Origin of the sequence: Sorangium sp. So ce381, assembly GCF_051473845.1 — a bacterium.
In the GTDB taxonomy this organism is placed as follows: domain Bacteria; phylum Myxococcota_A; class Polyangia; order Polyangiales; family Polyangiaceae; genus Sorangium; species Sorangium atrum.
This window is the reverse complement of the sequence record NZ_CP150336.1, coordinates 7,502,905-7,523,791: the sequence shown is the minus strand read 5'-3', so window position 1 is coordinate 7,523,791 and position 20,887 is coordinate 7,502,905. Positions and strand designations below refer to the sequence as shown.

The following is a 20,887-nucleotide window of genomic DNA, read 5'->3' as shown; positions in this document are numbered from 1 at the left end:
CGGAGAGCCGCAGGACAAGATGAAGAAGCGCCGGACGATCGCCCTCGTGATGGATTATGTGCGCGGCGAGTACCAATCCGCGCTGCGGATCGGGGTCGAGCGCGCCGCGGAGGCGCACGACGTCAACCTCGTGATCGCCGTCGGGGAGACGCTCTCCGCCCATGGTCCCTCCGAGGCCGCTCAGAACAGCATCTACCGCCTCGTCAGCGCGGAGGCGGTCGACGGCATCGTGGTCGCGTCGGCGACGCTGTGCAATTTCGTCGGCGCCGAGGGGGTGCAGCGCTTCTGCGAGGACTACGCGCCGATGCCCCTCTGCAGCATCGGGATCCCGCTGGAGGGCATCCCGAGCATCGTCGTGGACAACGGCCTCGGGATCGAGATGGCGGCCGGCCACCTGCTCGACGAGCACGCGTGCCGGCGCGTCGCGTACATCGGCGGGCCGGTCAACAACGAGGAGGCGAGGATCCGCGCCGGCGCGTTCCGCAAGGCGCTCGCCGCGCGCGCGATCCCGTACGACGAGCGCCTCGTCGCGAGCGGCCAGTTCACGATCGACACGGGCCGCGCCGCGATGGCCGAGATCCTGGACCGCGGGGTCGAGCTCGACGCCGTTGTCGCGGCGAACGACAACATGGCCCTCGGCGCGATCGAGCTCTTGAAGGCGCGTGGCCTCCACGTGCCGAGGGACATCCTGGTGTGCGGCTTCGACGACGTGGGCGTGGCGCGCTACGCGAAGCCGTCCTTGACGACGGTTCGCCAGCCGATCAAGCGGCTCGGGGAGATCGCGCTCGAGACGGTCGTGCGCATGCTCGACGGCGAGGCCGTCCCCGATCGGAACATGCAGCAGATCGAGCTCACGCGGCGCGAGTCCTGCGGCTGCGCGTACCAGGCGGTCGCGATGCGGCCGCTCACGAGCCCGCCGCGCCTCGGGGCGATGTCGCTCGGCGGCCGGCGCGACGAGCTGGAGCGCGCGCTCGAGCAGGCCGTGGGGATCCCGGCCGCGTCGCTCGACGGCTGGGCCGGCGGGCTCCTGTCGGCGCTGGAAGAGGAGCTCGCGGGCCACGAGGGGTGCTTCCTGCACGTGCTGGAGCGCGTCCTCGACACGGCCGGGCGCGAGGGGGTGTTCCTCGATCTGTTCCAGGGCGTGGTGACGCTCCTGCGCGCGCGGCTCCGGCGGCCTGTCGAGGACGGGGGCGACGCCGCCGTGAACGAGGCCCTGGAGCAGCTGTGGCATGCGTGCCGCGTCCTCATCGGGAGCGCGTCCGTGCGCGTCGAGGGGCGGCAGCGCCTCGACGTCGAGGTCGCCTCGATCGACCTGAGCTGGAGCGGGCGGTGGTTCTCGACGTGCCTGAGCTTGCCCCTGTTCCAGCGCATGCTGGCCTCGGAGATGCCGAGGCTGCACTTCACGCGCGCCGCCGTCTCGCTCTACGACGACGCCCAGCGAGCCACGCTGAAGACGCTCTTCCTGATGGAGGACGGCCGCGAGGTGGCGCCGCCGACCGAGAGCTTCCCGTCGCGCTCCCTGGCCCCTCCGGGGTTCCTGAGCTCGAGCGAGCGCAGGAGCGTCGTCGTGATGCCGCTCACCTTCGGTGACACGGAGTATTTCGGCGTGATGGCGCTGAACAGCGGCATGAACGAGATGGTCTACGACGCGCTGCGGCTCCAGATCGGCTCTGCGGTGAAGACCGTGGCGCTGCACCGGGAGATGGTGCGGCAGGTGGAGCTGCGCGAGCGGCTGGAGCAGGAGAGCGAGCGGCAGGAGACGGTGCTCGCGGCGCGCCTCCAGACGACGCTGGTGCCGGAGCACCTGCACATCGAGGGGCTGGAGCTCTCCGCGGCCATGACGCCGGCGGCCGAGGTGGGCGGCGACTACTACGATGTCATCGCGACGCCCGAGGGGGGGTGGCTCGGGATCGGCGACGTCGCGGGGCACGGGCTCGCTGCGGGGCTCGTGATGCTGATGATCCAGAGCATGGTGTCGTCGCTGACGAGCAGGGACCCGGGCGCGAGCCCGAGCGAGCTGCTCGCGGCGCTCAACAAGGCGCTCTACAAGAACGTGCGCGGCCGCCTGAAGCGGGACGAGCACGCGACGCTGCTCCTGCTCCGGTACGAGCGGGGCGGGCGGGTGACGTTCGCGGGGGCGCACGACGACATCATCGTGTGCTCGGCGCGCACGCGGCGGTGCGTGTGCATCCCGAGCTCGGGCGTCTGGATCGGCGTGTTGCCCGTCATCGACGAGGTGACGCGGGACGCCCACTTCGTCCTGGAGGACGGGGACATCCTCGTGCTCTACAGCGACGGCGTGACGGAGTCGCGCAACGCGCACCGCGAGCAGTTCGGGCTGGAGCGGCTCTGCACCGCCATCGAGGCCGCGCAGAGCGCGCCGGTCGAGGCGATCCGAGACAGGATCCTGAGGGAGGTCGAGGGGTGGTGCCCGAGCCCGGACGACGACATCACGGTCGTCGTGGCTCGGTACCGGGCGCCGGCGTAGCGCCGGGGGCTACGCTGCCTTGCCGTCGCGTCGTCCGACGCATGGCAGCGCTCGATGACGCTGCTGTGGAGGAACGGAGACGTTCCGTCATCGCCCGCGCTCTTCCGGCGTGGGGCGCTGGACTGGTCTTGCGCGCGATGCTGGACTCGTCGTCGCGGCGCGCGCCGCGCGTCGCGCTGCAGCGGACGTGAGGGTACGCGCGCCGGAGCCCGGAGATCGCGCCATGGTTTATCCCGACTTGCAGGTTGTCGAGCGCGCCCTCGCCGCCGTCGAGGCGCTGCGTGCGAGCGCCATCGAGCACGAGCAGCGAAACCGGCACCTGATCGACGCGGTGCACCCGAAGCACCGAGCGGGAGCGACGAACCTGCTGCACTACCTCGCGGTCCGGCAGCAGGACATCCGCGAGCTGCAACGGCAGCTCGCGTCGCTCGGGCTGAGCTCGCTGGGGCGCCTGGAGCGCTGCGCGCTGGCCTCCCTCGACGCCGTGCGCGGCGCGCTCGACGCGCTCGCGCGGCGCCCCGAGGTGCGGCCTCCCGGGGAGTCGCCCACCACGTTCGCGTCGGGGGGCGCGCTGCTCGAGGAGCACGCGCGGGCGCTGCTCGGGGAGGGGCGCCAGGGGCGAACGACGCGGGTGATGGTGACGCTGCCGGGGGACGCGCGGAAGGGCGAGCTGAAGCGGCTGCTCGAGGGCGGGATGGACGTCGCGCGGATCAACTGCGCGAAGGAGGACGCGGGCGCGTGGGCTGGGCTCATCGAGCGGCTCCGGGAGGCAGGACAGGAGACCGGGGTCCGGTGCAAGGTCCTCTGCGACATCGCCGGGCCCAACCCGCGCGTGAGCAAGATCGACGGGGATCCGGCGCGCGTCACGCTGTCCGAGCCGGGTGAGCGGCCCTGGATCTGGCTCTGCAAGGACGTGAAGCGGGCGCGCCCCTCGGCGGGCAGCACCGGCGCAGGGGAGGTGCTCGCGCTCGGCTGCACCATCCCGGAGGTCGTCGACGACCTCCGGCCCGGGCACCGGGTGTTCTACGACGACGGGCGGCTCGGGGGCACGGTCAAGCTCGTGACCGAGGGGGCCGCGCTCGTGGAGGTGGATTTCGCGCGCCAGGGCTCCGTGAAGCTGAAGCCAGGAAAGGGCCTGAACTTTCCGGACACCGAGCTCGGGATCCCGTCGCTCACGCCGAAGGATCTGGAGGATCTCGGCTTCATCGCGCGCCACGCGGACATGGTGGGGCTCTCGTTCGTTCGGTCTCCTTCCGATGTGGAGCGCCTCCAGGCGGAGCTCGGCGCGCGCGAGGCCGCTCACCTGGGGATCGTCCTCAAGATCGAGACGACGCCTGGGTTCGCGCGGTTTCCGAGGCTCCTGCTCACGGCGATGCGCAGCGAGAACGTGGGGGTGATGCTGGCGCGCGGCGATATGGCCGTCGAGATGGGGTTCATGCGGCTGGCGGAGGTCCAGGAGGAGCTCCTGTGGCTCTGCGAGGCCGCGCTGGTCCCCGCGATCTGGGCGACGCAGGTGCTCGAGAGCCTGAACAAGACCGGCGTGCCGACCCGCGGGGAGGTGACGGACGCGGCGATGAGCTCGCGCGCGGAGTGCGTGATGCTCAACCAGGGTGAGAACATCGTCGCGACGGTCGCGTTCGTGGTCGACGTCCTGCGCCGGATGCACGAGCACCAGGACAAGAAGCGGGCGCTCATGCGGTCGCTCGGGGTCTCACGCCTCGACTGAGGCGTCGAGCCGACCCGGGTTGGGCGACCCGGGTTGGGGCGTCGAGCCGACCCGGTGGACCCGACCCGGGTTGGGCGACCCGGGTTGGGGCGTCGAGCAGCCGTCGAGCCGACCCGGGTTGGAGGTCTGGGTCAACCCAACCTGGGTGGGCAGCCCGAGCCCGGGGTGCGTAGCCCGGATGACCCAACCTGGGTGGGCAGCCCGGGTCAACCCAACCTGGGTGGGCAGCCGGGGGTGCGTAGCCCGGACGACCCAACCTGGGTGGGCAGCCGGGGGTCGGCAGCCCGGTGGAGTGGGTAGCCCGCGGCAGCCAGCCAGCACGCCCGCCGGAGCCGCTCCGGCTCAGTCAACCGAAGGCACGGTGGCGTCGACCCGGGTTGGGAGCCCGCGCGCGGCCGCCGGCGCGCGGAACGCTGCGCCCGACAGCTCCCGCCGCATGCAGGTGGCCGCCTCGTCGTACCGGGGGTCGGACGCACTCCCGATGATCGTCGGCACCACGATATAGCCCTCGGCGTCGACGTTGAACTCCACCCGGATGGCGTCAGGCGGCAGCAGGCTCCCGCCCGGGCCGCGGCAGCGCTGTACGAGGTCCCAGTAGAGCTGCGCCCGCGCCGCCTTCTCGATCGCCGGGCTCGACATGTTGGCCTGCACCATGGGCGCGCCGATCTCGACGCGCGACCGGGGGACAGGGGCGGGGGCGGGCGCCGGCTCCGGCGGGAGCGCGGAGGGCGCTGGCAGGCCTGTGCTGGTGCCGATCTTCTCGACGCTCACGCCATCGGCCGGCCTGGGGGCGGCCTCCCGCGCTGCGGCGAGGATCTCCTCGAGCGCGTCTGGCTCGACGGAGCCCACCGCCGGAACGCTGTCCGTCCGGAGGCGGGCTCCGTGGTCGTCCAGCGACGCGGCGACGCCGCGCGTCCAGGGGGTGAGCACCCCGGCGTCGGTCCCCGCCGGCGGCGCGGGCGGCGGGCGCTCGCAGGCCGCGAGCAGCGGGAGCAGGACCACGACCGCGGTGCGCACGAGGAGAGGGTCGATCGAATGCGCGTCGCGCGCAACGGCGTCGGCAGTGTACCGTGGCATCGCACGTCGATGCGCGCGCTCCTCGCGATCCTGCGGATCGGTCTTCGCTCGCTGCGCGAGGGGGGCGCGCCGCCCATGTCGTCGTCATCGGGAGGCGTGCGCGGCGCCTCGGCCAGCGCCGCCGCGCGCCTTGCCCTCGTCGTGGCGTTGTCGTCGCTCGCGGGCGCGCTGTCCGGCCTGCTCCCGGCGATCGCCGGCGTGGCCCTCGGCACCGTCGCAGGGCGCGAGGCGCCGCCCTCGGGCGGCATCGGCGGCGCGCTCGCCCGGCTGCTCGCCGGCGCACCGCCGGCGGCCGCGGTCCTCGCCGCGCTCGGCGCCACGCTCGTGTCCGCCTCCCTGGCGGTGCTCTCGGGCCGGAAGAGCTCGGAGCTCGGCGGCGACCTCACCGCCGCGCTCCGCGTCGCGCTCTTCCGGGCAGCGCTGTTCGCTTCGCCCCGCGACGTGGACGCCGCCGGGCGCGCGCTCGTCGCGGCGCAAGCGGCGGGGCCCGCGCCGCGGCCGCCGAGCGCCGGGCCCGCGCCGCCCGTCCGGGGCGCGGAGGTCGTGCGGCTCGCGATCGCGCGGGATGCCGGCCTCGTCGCCGATTTCGCGATCGCCGTCGCGACCGGCTTGCCCCAGGCGCTCGCGACGCTCGCGGTCCTCGCCGGGTCGCTGGTCTCGAGCGGCATGGCGCTCGTCCTCGCGGGCGGCGCCGCGCTGTTCGCGGCCTCGCGCCTCGCGGCGGATCGGGCCTCGGGCCGCGTGGCGCGGGCGATGCGGGAGATGCAGCACGCCGACACGGCCGTCTTCGGCGCGGTGGGCGAGGCGCTGGCAGGAGCGGAGGACCTTCGCCTGCTCGGCGCGCGCGCCCAGGCCGAGGGAGAGCTCGCCGTGGCCGCGCGCCGGGTCGCGGACGCGCGCCGCCGCTTCGGCCAGGCGCTCGCCGTCTCCGGCCAGATCAAGGGCTCGCTCGCGGCGCTCTCGCCGCTCGTCATCGTCGCCGCGCTCGCGGCCTCTCGCGGGGGCGCCGGCGCGGGCGAGGTCGGAGAGCTCCTGCTCGTGGTGCCGCTGCTGATGGCGCGCCTCGAGGCGCTCGACGCGCTCCGCGCCGGCTTCATCGAGCGCGCCCCCCTGCTGCGCGCGACGCTCGCGCTGCTGCGCCTGCCCGAGCACCCGCCGCGTCCCTCCGGCGGCCTCGCGGTGCACCTCGACGGCGAGGCGAGGCGCCCCCTGTCGATCGCCTTCGAGGGGGTCACGTTCACGCCGCCGGGCGCGAGCCGCCCCGTCCTCGACGGCGTGTCGCTCTCGATCCCCGCCGGAGCGGTGGTCGGCGTCTGCGGTCGATCTGGCAGCGGCAAGTCGATGCTCCTGCGCCTGCTCCTGCGCCTCGACGATCCGTCGTCGGGCGCGATCGCCGTGGGCGGCGTGGATCTGCGGCAGATCCCGCCCGAGGAGCTCCCGCGGCTGTTCGGCGTGGTGGGGCAATCGACGCGGCTGTTCGAGCGGAGCATCGCGGACAACCTGGCGCTCGGCCTGGATCCTGCGCCCACGGAGGAGCGCATGCGCGAGGCGCTCCGCCGCGTAGAGCTCGACGAGCTCGCAGGCGCGCCGCCGGCGGAGGGCGAGGCGCGGCCCGCGCGCGGCCTCGCGACGGAGGTGCGCGCCTCACCGCCGAGCCTGTCGGGCGGTGAGGCGCGGCGGCTGCTGCTCGCGCGGGTGCTGCTGCGCGAGCCGCGGGTCTTCGTGCTGGACGAGCCGGAGGCGGGCCTGCCGGGCGCCACCGCCGAGGCGGTCCTCCGCACGGCGTGCGAGGTCGCCGCCGGGCGCACGGCCATCGTCGTGACCCACGCGCCGCACCTCCTCAGGTCGACGTTCAACGTGCTGCTCGACGGCGGTCGGGTCGCGGCGGTGGGCACGCACGAATCCCTCCGCGAGAGCTCGCCGCTCTATCGGTCGCTTCTGGCCGAGGCGCTGCAGCGGTCCGCGAGGCCGGCGGCGGGCTGACGAAGGCGCGCGCGCGGTCACCCCGCTCGCGCGCCGAGGTCACGGATCGCAGGGGCCGCCTGCCCGCGCGGCCTGGCGGGCGAGATGCTCGGCGTCGATGGCAGCGCGGCGCGGCTCCTCGGGCACGTCCGCCGAGATTCCCAGCGGGCGGCCCGCGAGCCCTCGCGCGAGGCAAACGAGGATGGATACGGCCCCCCAGGCGAGCGCGAAGGCGACGCCTGCGTCGACGATCGCGCGGTAGGGCGGGGGCATCTGCCGCACGAGCAGGATGAGCGCCACGATGCCTGCGACGAGCGCCCACGTCGCGATCAGCCGACGGCGCGTCGCGTGGAGGAGCGCCATGCAGTAGAGCGGCGCCAGCGCCACGTGGAGGGGCCGCCCGTGCTCGGCGAGGTGGAGCGCGCGCGCGACGACCCGCGGCGAGAAGCGCTGCTGAAAGCCGCGGTACCCCTCGAAGTAGGCGATCGTGACCGTCCAGGCCGCGAGCAGGACGAGCTGTCCCGTCGTGAGCGCATGCACCGTCAGGATGCGCGCCGCCGTCGCGCCGAGACGACAGAGGGCCTCGACCAGGACGGCCACGACACCGAGGACACCCCACAGGACGACGGCGAGGCGACGCCGCCCCTCGCGGACTGGCGGGCTCATCGCGCCCGCGCCGGATCGAGGGGCCTCGCGCCCGTGGATCGCGCTCGAACGGCCGCGCGCGCGGACGAACGCTTCGGACGGTGCGCCGGACAGCCGAATCGCCGCATGTCGCTGCATGCTAGGAGAGGAGCTGGGTACGTCAACCGGATCTCACGGGTGTCATGGCGGTTCGCTCCGGCGCGATCCGGCGGTAGCATCGGCGGCCCATGCCGCTCGCCGACCGCTCCGCGCCGGGTGTCTCGCCCGCCCCGGCGCGGGCCCTCCCGCCCCACCCGCACGCGCTGCGCTCGCCGCTCGCGCCCTTCACGGCGCGCCTCCGCGACCTGCTCTCGACCGTCGAGTCGGCGGCGCTCCTCGGCGCGGTGGAGGCGCGGGTGCGCGGCCTCGGGGAGCACCTGCGCTTCGCGTGCCTCGCGATGCCGTGCTCGGAGGCGCTCGTCGCGCTCGAGATGGAAACGCTCGGGCGGCTCACGGTCCCTGTCGTCGCCGACGCGGTCGGCTTCCGCGCCCCGGGCGCGGAGCTGCCGCCGAGCGGCACCCCGTTCGCGTACCTGCTCGGCGGCGGCGGCGGGCACGCGGTGGAGCTGTCCGACGGCGATCCGATGATCGCGCCGCTCCGGCCGCTCCTGGCCGCCGCGCCGGCGTCCGCGATCTTCGTGCCGATCCGCGTCGGCGACGCGATCGTCGGCGGCGCCGCGCTGCTCTCGCACGAAGCGCCCCTCGGAGGGCGGGAGCTCGACATGGCCGAGCGGCTCGCCGAGGTCCTCGCGCTCACCGTGGAGTCGTTCCGCACCGAGCGCGTCGTCTTCGAGCTCTTCGCGCGCGCGATGCCCGACCTGCTCGCGCAGGCGCCAGGCCAGCCGGCGGCGGGGCCGGGCCGGCGGGGAGCGTCGGGCGCGGAGCCTCCCATCCCGGAAGGAGCGGCCCCGCCGCCGACCTCGCTCCGCGCGGCGCTGGAGCGGCACATCCACGCGCTGCGCCTCACGCCCGAGTACCGCCGCCGCCTGGAGCTCGCTGCAGTGGTGGGGAGGCTCGCCGAGCGCGGCGAGGCGGAGGCCCGCCTGGCCCTCGACCTCCTCGCGCGGATCGACGCCTACGCGAGCGGCGCCGGCGATGCAGGGCAGCCGGCCTCCGCAGGGGAGGGGAGCTCCGCGTGACCACGGCTTCTCCGGCAGGACCGGGCGGCGAACTCCACGGTGCCCCACGCCCGGGCTCGCGAAGCGGCGCCGGCGTGCGCGTCGCGCTGGTCGACTCCGGCGTCGATGCCTCACACCCCGCGCTGCGCGCAGCGGCGCTGCGGCACGTCGCCCTGGTCCAGCGCGGCGCTGGCGGCGGCGCGTACGGGGTCGCGCCGTGCGCTCCGGGAGATCTCAGCGGGCACGGGACGGCGTGCGCGGGCATCGTCCACCGCATGGCGCCCGCGGCCGAGATCACGAGCGTCCGCGCGCTCGGCGACGGCGGGCGGTGCTCGCGTGACGGGCTCGTCGCCGCGCTGCGCTTCTGCGTCCGCGAGCGATTTTCTGTGGTCAACCTGAGCCTCGGCATCGACATCCCGAAGAACGCGCCGCTCCGCCCGGGCGACTACCGCTCGCTGGTCGAGCTCTACGAGGTCGCGGACGCCGCCTACACCGCGGAGGTCGTGCTCGTGGCCGCCGGCCCGAACGCGGCGGCGTTCCGCACCTATCCAGGGCGCTTCAAGTCGCTGATCGGCGTCGGCAGAGGGGCCTTCCAGGACCCGGAGGCGCTCCGGAGCGAGCTCACGCTCGACCACGAGATCCTCGCGCCCGGCGACGACGTGCTCGCGCCCGCGCCCGGCGGCGGCGAGCGGCGCTGGACCGGCACGTCGTTCGCTGCGCCCCACGTGACCGCGCACGTCGCGCGCATCCGCGCCGCCTGGCCCGAGCTCTCGATCGAGGCGGTGAAGGCGGCGCTGCACGGGCTCGCGCGCGGGGCGCGCGGCGAGGGGGTGGAGGAGCGCGGTGCTCCCGCTTGATCCGATCGAAAGCGTGTCGGCGCTGTCACGGCTGCTGCGGAGCGCGCCGGGCGCAGAGGTCCGCGCCGAGCTCGACCGCGTCGAGGCGCTCCTCGGTGTCGGCCGCGATCCTGCGGCGGCGGCGCTTCATGGCGGCCCGCTCGTCGCGGCGGCGCTCGGCTTTGGGCGCGGCGCGCTCGCGTTGCGTGAGGGAGCGCTGGACGCCGCCGTCCTGCACCTCGACGGCGCTGTCGCCGCGTTCGACCGAGAAGGGGCCACCGAGGCCCGTGACCTCGCGCGGTGCGAGGCGGCGCTCGCGCGCTTGCGCCGCGACGTACGATCGGCCTGTGCGTCCGCCATCGCGGAGCTCGACGCCATCGCGGCCGCAGGCGATCCCGGCCGCCGCGCTGCCGTCGTCGCCGCCCACTACCGCGGTACGGCCGAGCGGCTCCTCGGCGACGCGGCGGCTGCGCAGCGCACGCTGCTGTCGGCGCTGCGCCGCTCGGAGCCGTTCCTCGGCGAGCGCGCGCAGATCCTGAACTCGCTCGGCACGCTCTACGTGACCCTCGGCGCGCACGGCGCGGCCGAGGCGCTGCTCGAGCACGCGGCCGAGCTCCACCGCCGCCGCGGCGATTCCGTGGGCGAGGCGATCGCCTGCGGCCAGCTCGGCGCGGCGGCGCTCGGCCTCGGCGCCCTGGAGCGCGCCCGGGCCCCGCTCCAGCGACAGGAGTGGCTGTGCGCGCGCCTCGGCGACGCGTTCGGCCGCGCGCGCGCCCTCACGTTCCTCTCGGAGCTTGCGCTCGAGCTCGGCCGCGCCGACGACGCCCTTGTGCTGGCGACCTCCGCCCGCGACATTGCGGAGCGCGCCGCGCCGCCGCTCCGAACCTGGGTCGCTTACGCTTCGAGGGCGATCGGGCGCGCGCGGCGGGATCTCGGCGATCCGGGCGCGGCGGCGGCGCTCGACGAGGCGGGCGCGCTCTTCCGCGCGCTCGGCCTTCCGCTCGGAGAGGCGCTCGCCGCCTGGGATTGCGCCTCGGCCGAGGCGCTCGGGCTCGCGGAGCCGGCGGACTGGTTCTCCGCCGCCTGGTCGCTCGGCTCCCTGGGTCTGTCCTCGCGGGTGGCGCAGCTGCTCCGGGAGCGTCTGGAAATCGAGGAAGCGGAGCCGCTCTCGGAGGCGGGAGGGCCGGCGCCGGATGGCGAGGTCCGCGAGCGGGCGCTCGCCGCGGCGGCGCAGACGTCGCCTCACGTGGCGATGGAGCGCGAGGTCGAGCTCGTTTACGATCGTCCCGACCACCTTGCCGCGATTGCCGCTCGCCGGACGGCGGCTCAGCGCAACCTCGGTCGGCTCGCAGCGTTGACGCTCGCCCGGCCGGGGCTCATCGTCGCGGCGATCGCGGCATCGCCACTCGGCACCCGTGGCCGCGCGCTCCCCCCCGAGCGCGCGATGGCGGTCTGCGTGGCCGACCTGCCCGGCTTCACGGTTTGGATCTGGCCCGCGGCCGCCACGCCAGCCGCCATCGGCAACGATCTAGCCGTGCTGCGCGCGACGCTGGGCGAGCCGCTGCGCGCAGCGCTGGCGCTCGCGCCGGCAGGGCGTGTACTGTGTCCGCCGTTCGCGGGCGACACCGGCGCGGAGCTCGATGCGGTCGAGCTCGTTGGTCTGATGGCGCTGCCCGCCGTGCTCGCGCCGGGCGAGCTTCGCCTGGATCCGCAGCTCGGCTGGGACGGCGACGCCCGCGCCAGCGTGGAGGCGCTGGGGTTTGTCGTCACGAACAACCCGAGCCACCCAGGTTGACCCGCGAGCCGCGCGCTACCTCACCCAGGTTGTCGCTATCCTTCCACCCTCGCTCGCTACCTCACCCAGGTTGTCGCTATCCTAGGTTGTCGCTATCCTACCTCACCCAGGTTGTCGCTATCCTTCCACCCTCGAAGCACCTACACCGTGAGCACGACATCGGCCGTGTTGGCGCCGTGAAACGTGCACATCCACCACGTCCCTGCCGGGAATACCACGCTGCGCACTCCGGCACGCCACCGATCGAGCGCCGCGCGGTACAAGGCGCGAAACCCGCGCACAGCGGCACGAGCCACGCGCCATGCGTCGCCCTGCTTGCGGCCGACAGCAAACGTCGGATTGCCAGAGCGCGGCGCCTCGAAGCTCGTGACGCGCTCATGAGGTGAGACCTTGCCGGCTTGCTCCGCGCCAAGGAAGCGGCGCCCTTGCTGCTTCACCTCCGCTTGCGCCTGCAATTCCTGCCTCTCGAGCTCGGCGGCGATGGCATGGCGAAAGTCTTCCGCGCGGTCATGGTCGATGGTCGGCGGCAGCGCGAGTGACAGTATCGCTTCCTCCGGCCACTGTGGATTTTTCGGGTCAAAGTATGCGGCGGGACGCGCTGCGCACAACACGCCCAGGCCGATCTCGCCCACCTTCACCTTGGCGCCCGGCCACTCATGCGCATGCGGGACGAGTCCAGCGGCCACAGGGTTTGCGAGGACATAGGCGATCTTCTCCACGACCGCCGCGCGTGTCAGTAGCCGCACCACGCTCGTGGCTTCATGGTCCCATACCGGCCCTTCCCACGCGCGAAGCACCTTCGTGCCCAGCGCGACGATGCGATGGAAGAACTGCAGGAAGCGCGGCAGAACGCCGTTCGCATCGGTCACGACGAGGTGCAGGTGCGTCGACATCGCGCAAAGCGCGTGGACGCTGATGCCGTAGCGACGGGTCGAGACCGCGAGGGCGTAGACCAAGAGCTGAGTGATGGCTGCATCGGGGCGAAAGAGGAGATGCCGGCGCAGGACGCGACGGGTGATCAGGTAGGTTGCGCCGGGCGCGATCTGGCGAGGCTGGCTCATGGTCGTGCAGAACTCCAAGAGCCGTGCCGGCGATTGCGGTGAACGATTTCAAGTACTTACCCGTGCCGTCTGGTGGCGGCGCCATGTCGGACTGTGCTCAACCACCCCTGCGGTCGGTCAATCTGGGTCGCCCTTCCGGTCAACCTGGGTCGGGTCAACCTGGTTGGGTCGGGTCCTCGCGCCCGCGCGGATCGCCTTGCTGAGCCAGGAGCGCAGCCAGCGATGGCCTGGATCGTCGTGCACGCGCTCGTGCCAGACAGCCGAAGATCGGTCCACGCCGAGCTCGACCGGAGGCCGGACCGCGCGTAGGCCGAAGGGCGTCGACAATTCCGCGACGGTCGCTGGACACGTCACCACGAGGTCCGAGGCCGCGATCAGGAAAGGCACCGTCACGAAGTGCTGGATCTGCGCGACGATCCGCCGGCGCCGCCCACGAGCTTCCAGCGCGCGATCGACCAGGCTGCCCGGCATGCCGTGCGGAGCGATCAGCACGTGCCCGAGCTCCAGATAGCGCTCCAGGGTCAGCCGCTGTGTCCCTGCAGGATGGTCGCTGCGCATCAGCGTCACGAATCGCTCCTCCGGCAAGCGCAGCTGTCGTGACGACGAGGGCACGAGGAACTCCGGGACGAACGCCAGATCCGCCGTTCCCCGCTCGAGCCGCCTCACGAAGTCCGCTTCGGCGCGGTCGACCTGCACCGTGATGTACGGCGCCTCGCGCGCCAGCATGGGCAAGAGCCGCGGCAGCGCAACCGCCTCCAGCAGGTCGTTGCCGAGCAGCACGAAGCGGCGCTCGGACGTCGCAGGGTCGAACGGCGCGCCGGCCTGGACCGCCGCTCGCAGGCTCGCGAGCGCCTGAGCCAGCGGATCGGCGAGCGCCTCGGCGCGCGGCGTGAGGGCGAGCAGCGGCCGCCCCGGAGCGAGCAGCGCATCGCCGAAGAACTCGCGCAGCCGTCCGAGCCGCTGGCTCGCAGCCGACTGCGTGATGCCGAGCCGCTTCGCAGCGCGCGTCACGTGCCGCTCCCGCAGCAGCACGTCGAGCGCGAGCAGGAGATTCAGGTCGTCGGGGAGCGCCTCGATCATTAGATTTGCTAATACATCATAGTAGAGCGATAGCCTGTACTAATCGTTCGAACCGCCTCAATCTCTGGGCAATGGCCGTCGCTCGCGGAGCCCGGCCAGACGTCCTCTGGAGGATGGAGCGCATCATGGAGAGGAAACTCAAGGTCTCGCGGCGGCGCCTGCTGGAAGGCGTCGCGACGCTCGCCGTGGCCGCGGGAGCGGGCTGGTACGCGGCCGGTCGGGGTGTGTTCGACGCTCGGACGGGCGAGCCGTTCGCGCCGTGGACCGCGTTCCGCGGGCAGCGCGGCGGCGAGCTCGCCGAGCTCGTGCGCGCGGCGGTGCTCGCCGCGAGCCCGCACAACACGCAGCCCTGGCTGTTCGAGGTCCACCCGGATCGCATCGACGTGTTCTCGGACAGGTCTCGATCGCTCGGCACCATGGATCCGTTCCTGCGCGAGATGCACATCGGGCTCGGTTGCGCGATAGAGAACCTGGCGCTCGCGGCGGGTTCAATGGGATGGGCGCCCCGCGTCGAGCTCGAAGCCGGTCATCTCCGGGGCTCCGACCCGGAGGGAGCGCGCGGTCTCGAGCGCGCCGCTCCGCGGGCGATCCGGGTGGCGAGCGTCCGGATCGAGCCAGGCGCAGCGGAGTCCCCGCTCGCGGAGGTCATCGCACGGCGACACACGAACCGCGGCCCGTACCAGGCGCAGCGCGTGCCGGTATCGGCGCTCCAGGAGCTCTCGCGCCTGAGCGAAGCGGGCTCGGACGGTGAGATCGTCTGGCTGGAGCGCCCCGAGCAGCGCGAGAGCTTCGCCGCTCATACGCTGCGCGCCACCGAGACCATCGTCCGCGACGCGGCGATGGTGCGGGACAGCGACGCGTGGTTCAGGCTGGCGCCGGAGGCGGTACCGAGCCATCGGGACGGGCTGACCCTCGATGTGATGGGGCTGGGTCCGCTGCTCACCGCGGCGGTCAAGCTGCTGCCGCGTCCGTCGGCGGAGCAGATGCACGACGACTGGCTCCGCGTCACCCGCGAGGTCCATCTCGCCGGCGATCCCGCCATCGGCGTCATCGCGGTCCGCGACCGCTACGATCTGGGCTCGACGCTCCGCGCCGGGCGCCTGTGGCAACGCATGCATCTCTGGGCGACCGCGCGCGGCATCGCGATGCACCCGCTGAACCAGGTGCCGGAGATCATCGACCGGGAGCGTATGCTCGGACGAGCACCGGCAATGGAGCGCTCGTTCACCGAGGCGCTCGGCCTGGGCGACCGGCAGCTCACCTTCGCGTTCCGGCTGGGCTTCCCGGAGCGAGAGGGCGTATGCGGCCCGCGCCGCGCCGCGGAGGAGGTGATCCGCGCCGCGTGAGCGCCGCGCCCCGGCTGGCGTGCTGACCCAGGGCGGCAAACCCTGGACGCCGAGGAACGACCGTCACCTCACGGCGATGCCCTGGGCGCCGCCGCCGGGCGTCAATCCACCCGCCTCGCCTCGCGGGATCAGGCCGCCGTCGCGGCTCACCTGCAATGCCGTGATCGTCCCGGCGTCAGCGTTGAGGGTGTACAGAAAGCGGCCGTCGCGCATCATCGTGAGGTCGATCGGCGCCATTCCGGTGGGGAACGAGGCGGACACGCCGTCGTCGAGCAGCGTCAGCGCGCCACGCGCGTCGACCTGGAGCCCGGAGAGCATGTTGCTGCCCGTGTTGGCCGTGAAGACATAGCGGCTCCCAGGGGCGCCGGCGATCCAGCAGGGCGCCCGCTGGAGGGTGTCGACCGTGTCGATTGGACCCCTTGCCCGCCACGACCAGCCCCGCGCCGTCGGGAGAGAAGCCGATCTGACCCGGCGTAGCGGCGTAGCGCCGAGCGACGGCGGTGTCGTGCCGCCGAGGCCGAGATCGCGGCTCGACCCGTCGAGCGGGACGAGGGACCGACGACGCCTCCGCTGGCGTTGACCGCTCCACCGGCGGTTGGGGCAGCGGGTCGACGACGCCTCCGCTGGCGTTGACCGCTCCACCGGCGGTTGGGGCAGCGGGTCGCAGCCCCAACCTGGGTCGCAGCCCCAACCTGGGTCGGGTCGCCGCGGCGCCGTCCTGGATGCCCAACCTGGGTCGCAGCCCCAACCTGGGTCAGGTCGCCGCGGCGCCGTCCTGGATGCCCTCGCCGCGCAGGATGTCGGCGAAGGTGGCGCTCGCCGCCTCGTTCTTGCGGAGGAGCGGCACGACCCACGCCGAGCTCGTCCAAGCCTATCGGCGCGCTCGGGTCGCTCGAGCGATCGATTCTCCGGCCGCGGCCGGTCGCATGCCGTCGAAGAGGATGGTCAGCGCGCGCTGCCGGAACGGTTCGCTCCACTCGTCGGTGATCGCCTCCTGGCAGATCGCCGCGAGCAGGGCGACCAGCTCGGCGGGGAGCAAGTCGTCGCGGACGGTGCCCGCCTCCTTGGCGCGTTCGAGCAGCAGATCGACGGCGGGCCGGAGGCGTGTCAGGGCGTCGCCGACACGGACCTGGACCCCGGTCTCGGCGAGTCGGGCGAACACGGCCCTGTTCTGGGCGCCGATCTCCATGACGCGGGCGCAGAACTCGAACAGGGCGGCGACAGCGTCAGGGTCGCCGACCATGGCGTCGGCTTCAGCGATGAGCCGGTCCAGCAGGTTCATCACCACGGCTTTGAGCAGTTCGGGTTTGGTCGGGAAGTGCCTGAACACGGTGCCGATCGCGACGCCGGCGCGCGCGGCCACGGCCTCCGTCGAGGCCGTGGCACCCTGCTCGGCGAACACCGCCTCGGCCGCCTCCAGGATGCGCGCGCGATTGCGGCGGGCGTCGGCGCGAACCGGTCGTTCACCGGCACCGCCGCCGGCGGGCGGCACACCGTCTCGATCCATCGGCACTCCGTTCTTGACAAAGTGAGTCGGACTCACCATGTTGATCATGAGTCAAACTCAGCTTACTGTCAAGGAGCCTCAACCATGCCCCAGTCGACGACCGGCGCCGCGGGACCTCTCACGATCTACCGGCGCATGCAGGAAGCACTCTTCGGGGACAGCCCCACTCTCCTCCCGGCCGAACTGCTGGCCGAGGACATCGTGGTCGAAACCCCGTTCTCCCCTCCTGGCATGCGACGTCACGAAGGCCGCGAGGCGTGGCTGGCGTTCTACGAAGCCAGGAGCGCGGTCCTGCCGGTGTGCTTCGACAGGTTCCGCGAGCTGGCCACCCATCAGACCGACGACCCTGAGGTCATCGTCGTCGAATACGAGCTCGGCGGGACGGTCACCACCACCGGCCTGCGCGCCTCGACGACCCTCATCGGCGTGCTGCGGGTCCGCGACGGCCTGATCAAGAGCTGGCGCGAGTACCAGGACGTCCTGGCGATCACGGAGGCGCTGAAACTGACGCCCGAGGACCTCGGCGGAACCGGCACGCCCACCCCGTAACGCTCAGGTCTCCTTGGCCGCCTTGCGGCCGATCTCCTCGGCCTGGTGCCTGCTGCGCCGGTGCGGCGCGGCTGTTTCTCCTCCGCCGGCTGCCTGAAGACGAGGGCGATGCGCACGCCACCGAGACGGCTGTGTCCGATGTCGAGCTCCCGCCGGTGGTGGCGGCGACGCGGCGGACGATGTCGAGACCCAGACCGGTCGACCCGGCACCCGACGACCCCCTCGTCAGGGCTGCCCGGGATCCTCGATGCCCGGGCCACCGTCCTCGACGGCCAGGATCCGCCGCCGGTTCACCCAACCTGGGTGGGGTTGTCCCGACGGCCAGGATCCGCCGCCGTTCACCCAACCTGGGTGGGTTGTCCAGGGTGGGTTGTCCAACCTGGGTCGGGTCGCCCGCCAGGAACGAGCCTCACCTCACAGCGATCCCCTGGGCGCCGCCTCCAGGCGTCAATCCACCCGCCTCGCCTCGCGGGATCAGGCCGCCGTCGCGGCTCACCTGGAATGCCGCGATCGTCCCGGCGCCGGCGTTGAGGGTGTACAGAAAGCGGCCGTCGCGCGTCATCGTGAGGTCGATCGGCGCCGTTCCGGTGGGGAACGAGGCGGACACGCCGTCGTCGAGCAGCGTCAGCGCGCCACGCGCGTCGACCTGGAGCCCGGAGAGCGTGTTGCTGCCCGTGTTGGCCGTGAAGACATAGCGGCTCCCAGGGGCGCCGGTGATCCAGCAGGTCGCCCGCTGGAAGGTGTCGACCGTATCGCTGATGACAGCGAGGCTCCCGTCGGGCCCGATTTTATACGAGGACACCACGCTCGTGTCGCCGGTCGCGGGCATGCCGTCGCCGCCGACCTCCGCCACGATGAGATGGCCGCGACGATCGAAGGTGAAATCGAACGGGACAAGGCCCCTGGAGATCGTCGTGACCGGCGCGTCGCTGGGCAGCCCGCGGCCGCTCATGGGGAACACCTGGAGCTGATTGGACCCCTTGCCCGCCACGACCAGCACCTCGCCGTCGGGAGAGAAGCCGATCTGACCCGGCGTAGCACCGAGCGACGGCGGTGTCGTGCCGCCGAGGCCGAGATCGCGGCTCGACCCGTCGAGCGGGACGAGCTCGCCGCACGGGTTCACTTCAAAGCCGGCGATGTTGCCTTCGCCACCCACGTTGAGGACATAGAGCAGGTCGCCGTGCGAGGCGACGCTCACCGGGAAGTCGCCGCCCGAGTCGACCACGTCGAGCAGCGTCAGGCCGTGGGGGCCGACGCGGAACATCGACACCTCGCTGCTGCCCGCGTTCACGGCGAACAGGAGCTTCCCGTCGTCGCTGAGGACGAGCGAGCCCTGGGATCCGAGCGCGTTGATCGGCCGGGTCGGCGCGCCGAGCCCTCCGGTCGCGTACGTGCCGGCATACGAGAGCGAGCCGTCCGCCGCCCGATCATATTCCATCACGGAATTGCCGTCTCCGGCGTTGGTCATGACGAAGATCTGGCCGTGCCGGTGGACGCCGCTGCCGTGCGCCATGGCGTCGCCGGGCGCGCCCACCGCGAAGAGACCGAAGCTCAGGGCCGTGATGCTCATCGTGCTGCGAACCATGAGAAAGCTCCTGGGGAATGGCGCCGCGAACCCAGCGGCGCGGGCTTGTCGGTGCGTCGATCGTGGAGGCGCATCTCCGTCGTGACGACGGGCACTGCGCGCCCCGAGCTCACGGGAGCGCGGCTCTGCGCGCTCCGTCGGGCGGGTTCATCGGCTGCTACGCGGCAGCTCCTCCGCGGTTTCGCTGCCGTCGACCGGTCCGCTACGGCGCGCCTCAGCCGTTCAGCTGTGCGTCGATCCGCCTGCGGCAGCCTGGTCGGCGCGCGTGCGTGACCCTGCCTCGCGTAACGAGGGATCGACGACGCCTCCGCTGGCGTTGACCGCTCCGCCGGCGGTTGGGCAGCGGGTCGTTGCCCCGCAGCCCCAACCTGGGTCGGGTTAGCCTCGCAGCCCCAACCTGGGTCGGGTAGCCCCGCAGCCCCAACCTGGGTCGGGTAGCCCCGCAGCCCCAACCTGGGTCGGGTAGCCCCGCAGCCCCAACCTGGGTCGGGTCGCAGCCCCTGGTCGGGTCGCAGCTCCAACCTGGGTCCACCGCCCCAACCTGGGTCGGGCCGCCGCCCCAACCTGGGTCGCCCCAACCTGGGTCGCCCCAACCTGGGTCAGGCCGTTCCATCCCGGACGGACGAGCCTGGCGTTGCCGATCGCAGCATCGGCTCTGCTTCTTGCGCACCTGAGCAACCGTTCGCCGGGCGCCATGACACACCCGCCCTCGGCAGCCTGGAGCCCGCGCGAGATGCCGCCGAAACCGCGCTTCTCCGAGGGCGATGACGCGTGGCATCGCCGATGCTTCGGACGCGATCGCAAAAGTCCATCCACTCTCCAACGGGAGTTGAACCATGTCCGTCTCGAACGCCCCTCTCACTGCAACCCCCGAAGCTCGCCGGCCCGCCCGCGCCTGCGAGCCTGACGCGGGCGCCAGTGTTCGGGACGAGTTCCTCACGCTCGCGTCGCACGAGCTCCTGACGCCGCTGACCTCGCTCAACCTGCAGGTGCAGCGGATGAAGCGGCTGAGCGAGCAGCGTGCGGACGACGGGTCAACGTGGGTCGCCTCGCTCGAGGTCGTCGGCCGGCAAGTCAACCGCCTCACCCGGCTCTGCGACGACATGCTCCAGGCGATCAGGCTCCGAGCGGGCCCGCTCGATCCCGAGCGCGAGACCGTCGATCTCGGGGCGCTCGTCCGGGAGGTGATCGCAGGGCTCCCGGTGGAGCTCCGCTCCCCGTCCTCCACGATCTCCATCGACGCGCCGGAGGGCATCGTCGGCCGCTGGGACCGCGAGCAGATGGGGCGCCTCGTGTTCCACCTTGTCAAGAACGCCATCCAGTTCGGCGCAGGCCGGCCGGTATCCATCGAGGTGAAGGCCTGTCCCGGCGGGGCGGAGCTCCTCGTCCGTGATCAAGGCGCGGGCATCGCGGAGGAGGACCAGGCCCGCATCTTCAGGTGCTTCGAGCGCGCGGGCGGCGTTGTGCACTTCGGCGGCCTCGGGCTCGGGCTCTACATCGCGCGCGAGATCGTGCGCGCTCACGGCGGAGCCATCGGCGTGGAGAGCTCGCCGGGCTGCGGCTCGACGTTCCTGGTCGAGCTCCCCCTCGAGCCCGAGCCCGCCAGTCGGGCCACCATCGCGCTCGCTCCCTGACACCGTCGCTCCTTCGACGCCCGCCCACACGCCATCACCCTCCCATCCCTCGTTGAGCGCCCGCCCACGCCGCGAGGCGCCGCGCATCCCCCACCATCGACGTGAGCTCACGGTCGCGCGCGGCGCGCCCGACATCCCCCTCCACGCGAGGTCCGCCGCGCGAGACCGCACGGGCACGCGACGGCGCGAGTTGGCCGCTCGCCGCGAGATCTCATGATCTCCCGCCTCGCCGACGACCCCATCACCCGTCGACAACGCGGCGCGCCCTCCCTGGTACGCAATCCATTGCTCGATCGCGTAGCGGCCCGCGCGCTCATCCCCGTTCGCGCGGCCCGCGCGCCGATATCCCGGCGAATCTGCGTGGGCGCGACCGGCACGGGATGTGCTCTCGCTCACATGAGAGCTAGGGCCAGATAGGCAATCCGCCTTCGACGAATGC

16 protein-coding genes are annotated in these 20,887 nt (G+C 73.0%); 9 read left to right on the top strand and 7 right to left on the bottom strand.

Going from position 1 to position 20,887, the window contains the following annotated elements:
• Window positions 1–19 precede the first annotated feature (19 nt).
• Complete coding sequence (locus WMF29_RS27975) at window positions 20–2,488, top strand: SpoIIE family protein phosphatase (protein ID WP_437323194.1); 2,469 nt, start codon at window positions 20–22, stop codon at window positions 2,486–2,488.
• A 223-nt stretch (window positions 2,489–2,711) separates the two neighbouring features.
• The gene (locus WMF29_RS27970; protein WP_437323193.1) at window positions 2,712–4,214 is read left to right on the top strand and encodes a pyruvate kinase; all 1,503 of its coding nucleotides are present in this window, start codon (window positions 2,712–2,714) and stop codon (window positions 4,212–4,214) included.
• A gap of 342 nt (window positions 4,215–4,556) precedes the next feature.
• On the opposite strand, the gene WMF29_RS27965 is transcribed toward WMF29_RS27970, so the two are convergent.
• Entirely contained in the window at window positions 4,557–5,231 is a 675-nt protein-coding gene (locus WMF29_RS27965; protein ID WP_437323192.1) for a hypothetical protein, read from the bottom strand.
• A gap of 18 nt (window positions 5,232–5,249) precedes the next feature.
• Here WMF29_RS27965 and WMF29_RS27960 point away from each other — a divergent pair, with 18 nt between their 5' ends.
• A complete protein-coding gene (locus WMF29_RS27960; protein ID WP_437323191.1) occupies window positions 5,250–7,274 on the top strand; it encodes an ATP-binding cassette domain-containing protein in 2,025 nt (674 codons plus the stop codon).
• 39 nt (window positions 7,275–7,313) lie between these two features.
• On the opposite strand, the gene WMF29_RS27955 is transcribed toward WMF29_RS27960, so the two are convergent.
• The gene (locus WMF29_RS27955) at window positions 7,314–7,919 is read right to left on the bottom strand and encodes a hypothetical protein (protein WP_437323190.1); all 606 of its coding nucleotides are present in this window, start codon (window positions 7,917–7,919) and stop codon (window positions 7,314–7,316) included.
• 206 nt (window positions 7,920–8,125) lie between these two features.
• Between WMF29_RS27955 and WMF29_RS27950 the strand changes: the two genes are divergently transcribed.
• The 3 genes from WMF29_RS27950 to WMF29_RS27940 are packed head-to-tail and all read left to right on the top strand — an operon-like array spanning window position 8,126 to window position 11,686.
• The gene (locus WMF29_RS27950) at window positions 8,126–9,076 is read left to right on the top strand and encodes a hypothetical protein (protein ID WP_437323189.1); all 951 of its coding nucleotides are present in this window, start codon (window positions 8,126–8,128) and stop codon (window positions 9,074–9,076) included.
• A complete protein-coding gene (locus WMF29_RS27945) occupies window positions 9,073–9,912 on the top strand; it encodes a S8 family peptidase (protein ID WP_437323188.1) in 840 nt (279 codons plus the stop codon). The genes WMF29_RS27950 and WMF29_RS27945 overlap by 4 nt, the downstream gene beginning before the upstream one ends.
• Window positions 9,899–11,686, top strand: coding sequence for a hypothetical protein (locus WMF29_RS27940; protein WP_437323187.1), 1,788 nt, complete (start codon window positions 9,899–9,901; stop codon window positions 11,684–11,686). The genes WMF29_RS27945 and WMF29_RS27940 overlap by 14 nt, the downstream gene beginning before the upstream one ends.
• A 140-nt stretch (window positions 11,687–11,826) precedes the next feature.
• Here WMF29_RS27940 and WMF29_RS27935 read toward each other — a convergent pair whose 3' ends face one another.
• Together WMF29_RS27935 and WMF29_RS27930 are read right to left on the bottom strand one after the other, a co-directional pair.
• Complete coding sequence (locus WMF29_RS27935) at window positions 11,827–12,747, bottom strand: transposase (RefSeq protein ID WP_437323186.1); 921 nt, start codon at window positions 12,745–12,747, stop codon at window positions 11,827–11,829.
• Window positions 12,748–12,864: 117 nt separating this feature from the next.
• A complete protein-coding gene (locus tag WMF29_RS27930) occupies window positions 12,865–13,827 on the bottom strand; it encodes a LysR family transcriptional regulator (protein WP_437323185.1) in 963 nt (320 codons plus the stop codon).
• Window positions 13,828–13,832: 5 nt separating this feature from the next.
• Here WMF29_RS27930 and WMF29_RS27925 point away from each other — a divergent pair, with 5 nt between their 5' ends.
• On the top strand, window positions 13,833–15,173 hold the full coding sequence (locus tag WMF29_RS27925; RefSeq protein WP_437323184.1) for an Acg family FMN-binding oxidoreductase: 1,341 nt from the start codon (window positions 13,833–13,835) through the stop codon (window positions 15,171–15,173).
• A gap of 63 nt (window positions 15,174–15,236) precedes the next feature.
• On the opposite strand, the gene WMF29_RS27920 is transcribed toward WMF29_RS27925, so the two are convergent.
• Window positions 15,237–15,491, bottom strand: coding sequence for a hypothetical protein (locus tag WMF29_RS27920; RefSeq protein ID WP_437323183.1), 255 nt, complete (start codon window positions 15,489–15,491; stop codon window positions 15,237–15,239).
• 553 nt (window positions 15,492–16,044) lie between these two features.
• Window positions 16,045–16,728, bottom strand: coding sequence for a TetR/AcrR family transcriptional regulator (locus WMF29_RS27915; protein WP_437323182.1), 684 nt, complete (start codon window positions 16,726–16,728; stop codon window positions 16,045–16,047).
• Window positions 16,729–16,764: 36 nt separating this feature from the next.
• Here WMF29_RS27915 and WMF29_RS27910 point away from each other — a divergent pair, with 36 nt between their 5' ends.
• Window positions 16,765–17,229 (top strand): nuclear transport factor 2 family protein, encoded by a 465-nt coding sequence (locus tag WMF29_RS27910; protein WP_437323181.1) that lies wholly within the window; start codon window positions 16,765–16,767, stop codon window positions 17,227–17,229.
• Window positions 17,230–17,638: 409 nt separating this feature from the next.
• On the opposite strand, the gene WMF29_RS27905 is transcribed toward WMF29_RS27910, so the two are convergent.
• Window positions 17,639–18,814, bottom strand: coding sequence for a lactonase family protein (locus tag WMF29_RS27905; protein WP_437323180.1), 1,176 nt, complete (start codon window positions 18,812–18,814; stop codon window positions 17,639–17,641).
• An 836-nt stretch (window positions 18,815–19,650) separates the two neighbouring features.
• On the opposite strand from WMF29_RS27905, the gene WMF29_RS27900 reads away from it, so the two are divergent.
• A complete protein-coding gene (locus WMF29_RS27900; protein WP_437323179.1) occupies window positions 19,651–20,448 on the top strand; it encodes a sensor histidine kinase in 798 nt (265 codons plus the stop codon).
• The last annotated feature ends 439 nt before the right edge of the window (window positions 20,449–20,887 follow it).